This window comes from Enterobacter cloacae complex sp. I1M, from assembly GCF_014982425.1.
GTDB lineage: Bacteria > Pseudomonadota > Gammaproteobacteria > Enterobacterales > Enterobacteriaceae > Enterobacter > Enterobacter intestinihominis.
This window is the reverse complement of record NZ_JADCLG010000048.1, coordinates 1-3265: the sequence shown is the minus strand read 5'-3', so window position 1 is coordinate 3265 and position 3265 is coordinate 1. Positions and strand designations below refer to the sequence as shown.

The window sequence follows — 3265 nt, the reverse complement described above, 5'->3', positions numbered from 1 at the left end:
TTTGCTCTTTAAAAATCTGGATCAAGCTGAAAATTGAAACGACACACAGCTCATGTGTGTTCGAGTCTCTCAAATTTTCGCAATCAGAAGTGAAACATCTTCGGGTTGTGAGGTTAAGCGACTAAGCGTACACGGTGGATGCCCTGGCAGTCAGAGGCGATGAAGGACGTGCTAATCTGCGAAAAGCGCCGGCGAGGTGATATGAACCTTTGACCCGGCGATGTCCGAATGGGGAAACCCAGTGCAATCCGTTGCACTATCGTTAACTGAATACATAGGTTAACGAGGCGAACCGGGGGAACTGAAACATCTAAGTACCCCGAGGAAAAGAAATCAACCGAGATTCCCCCAGTAGCGGCGAGCGAACGGGGAGCAGCCCGGAGTCTGAATCAGCTTGTGTGTTAGTGGAACGGTCTGGAAAGTCCGACGGTACAGGGTGATAGTCCCGTACACGAAAGCACACTTGCTGTGAACTCGAAGAGTAGGGCGGGACACGTGGTATCCTGTCTGAATATGGGGGGACCATCCTCCAAGGCTAAATACTCCTGACTGACCGATAGTGAACCAGTACCGTGAGGGAAAGGCGAAAAGAACCCCGGCGAGGGGAGTGAAAAAGAACCTGAAACCGTGTACGTACAAGCAGTGGGAGCCTCTTTATGGGGTGACTGCGTACCTTTTGTATAATGGGTCAGCGACTTATATTCTGTAGCAAGGTTAACCGTATAGGGGAGCCGAAGGGAAACCGAGTCTTAACTGGGCGTTAAGTTGCAGGGTATAGACCCGAAACCCGGTGATCTAGCCATGGGCAGGTTGAAGGTTGGGTAACACTAACTGGAGGACCGAACCGACTAATGTTGAAAAATTAGCGGATGACCTGTGGCTGGGGGTGAAAGGCCAATCAAACCGGGAGATAGCTGGTTCTCCCCGAAAGCTATTTAGGTAGCGCCTCGTGAACTCATCTTCGGGGGTAGAGCACTGTTTCGGCTAGGGGGCCATCCCGGCTTACCAACCCGATGCAAACTACGAATACCGAAGAATGTTATCACGGGAGACACACGGCGGGTGCTAACGTCCGTCGTGAAGAGGGAAACAACCCAGACCGCCAGCTAAGGTCCCAAAGTCATGGTTAAGTGGGAAACGATGTGGGAAGGCACAGACAGCCAGGATGTTGGCTTAGAAGCAGCCATCATTTAAAGAAAGCGTAATAGCTCACTGGTCGAGTCGGCCTGCGCGGAAGATGTAACGGGGCTAAACCATGCACCGAAGCTGCGGCAGCGACACTATGTGTTGTTGGGTAGGGGAGCGTTCTGTAAGCCGTTGAAGGTGTGCTGTGAGGCATGCTGGAGGTATCAGAAGTGCGAATGCTGACATAAGTAACGATAAAGCGGGTGAAAAGCCCGCTCGCCGGAAGACCAAGGGTTCCTGTCCAACGTTAATCGGGGCAGGGTGAGTCGACCCCTAAGGCGAGGCCGAAAGGCGTAGTCGATGGGAAACAGGTTAATATTCCTGTACTTGGTGTTACTGCGAAGGGGGGACGGAGAAGGCTATGTCAGCCGGGCGACGGTTGTCCCGGTTTAAGCATGTAGGCGGAGGTTCCAGGTAAATCCGGTACCTTATTAACGCTGAGGTGTGATGACGAGGCACTACGGTGCTGAAGTGATAAATGCCCTGCTTCCAGGAAAAGCCTCTAAGCATCAGGTAACACGAAATCGTACCCCAAACCGACACAGGTGGTCAGGTAGAGAATACCAAGGCGCTTGAGAGAACTCGGGTGAAGGAACTAGGCAAAATGGTGCCGTAACTTCGGGAGAAGGCACGCTGATATGTAGGTGAAGTCCCTGCGGACGGAGCTGAAATCAGTCGAAGATACCAGCTGGCTGCAACTGTTTATTAAAAACACAGCACTGTGCAAACACGAAAGTGGACGTATACGGTGTGACGCCTGCCCGGTGCCGGAAGGTTAATTGATGGGGTTAGCGGCAACGCGAAGCTCTTGATCGAAGCCCCGGTAAACGGCGGCCGTAACTATAACGGTCCTAAGGTAGCGAAATTCCTTGTCGGGTAAGTTCCGACCTGCACGAATGGCGTAATGATGGCCAGGCTGTCTCCACCCGAGACTCAGTGAAATTGAACTCGCTGTGAAGATGCAGTGTACCCGCGGCAAGACGGAAAGACCCCGTGAACCTTTACTATAGCTTGACACTGAACACTGGTCCTTGATGTGTAGGATAGGTGGGAGGCTTTGAAGCGTGGACGCCAGTCTGCGTGGAGCCAACCTTGAAATACCACCCTTTAATGGCTGGTGTTCTAACGTAGACCCGTAATCCGGGTTGCGGACAGTGTCTGGTGGGTAGTTTGACTGGGGCGGTCTCCTCCCAAAGAGTAACGGAGGAGCACGAAGGTTGGCTAATCCTGGTCGGACATCAGGAGGTTAGTGCAATGGCATAAGCCAGCTTGACTGCGAGCGTGACGGCGCGAGCAGGTGCGAAAGCAGGTCATAGTGATCCGGTGGTTCTGAATGGAAGGGCCATCGCTCAACGGATAAAAGGTACTCCGGGGATAACAGGCTGATACCGCCCAAGAGTTCATATCGACGGCGGTGTTTGGCACCTCGATGTCGGCTCATCACATCCTGGGGCTGAAGTAGGTCCCAAGGGTATGGCTGTTCGCCATTTAAAGTGGTACGCGAGCTGGGTTTAGAACGTCGTGAGACAGTTCGGTCCCTATCTGCCGTGGGCGCTGGAGAATTGAGGGGGGCTGCTCCTAGTACGAGAGGACCGGAGTGGACGCATCACTGGTGTTCGGGTTGTCATGCCAATGGCACTGCCCGGTAGCTAAATGCGGAAAAGATAAGTGCTGAAAGCATCTAAGCACGAAACTTGCCCCGAGATGAGTTCTCCCTGAGACTTTAAGTCTCCTGAAGGAACGTTGAAGACGACGACGTTGATAGGTCGGGTGTGTAAGCGCAGCGATGCGTTGAGCTAACCGATACTAATGAACCGTGAGGCTTAACCTTACAACGCCGAAGCTGTTTTGGCGAAGAGAGACAGACACGATTTTCAGCCTGATACAGATTAACAGAATTTGCCTGGCGGCTTTAGCGCGGTGGTCCCACCTGACCCCATGCCGAACTCAGAAGTGAAACGCCGTAGCGCCGATGGTAGTGTGGGGTCTCCCCATGTGAGAGTAGGGAACTGCCAGGCATCAATCAGAAAGAACCCCGTACCGGAAGGTGCGGGGTTTTTTGCTTTGTGCGTTCTGAAAA

2 rRNA genes are annotated in these 3265 nt (G+C 52.9%); both read left to right on the top strand.

Annotated elements, in window-relative coordinates:
* Nucleotides 1-111 precede the first annotated feature (111 nt).
* Nucleotides 112-3016: ribosomal RNA gene (locus INF86_RS21780) — 23S ribosomal RNA — on the top strand.
* A 71-nt stretch (nucleotides 3017-3087) separates the two neighbouring features.
* Nucleotides 3088-3203: ribosomal RNA gene (gene rrf, locus INF86_RS21775) — 5S ribosomal RNA — on the top strand.
* The last annotated feature ends 62 nt before the right edge of the window (nucleotides 3204-3265 follow it).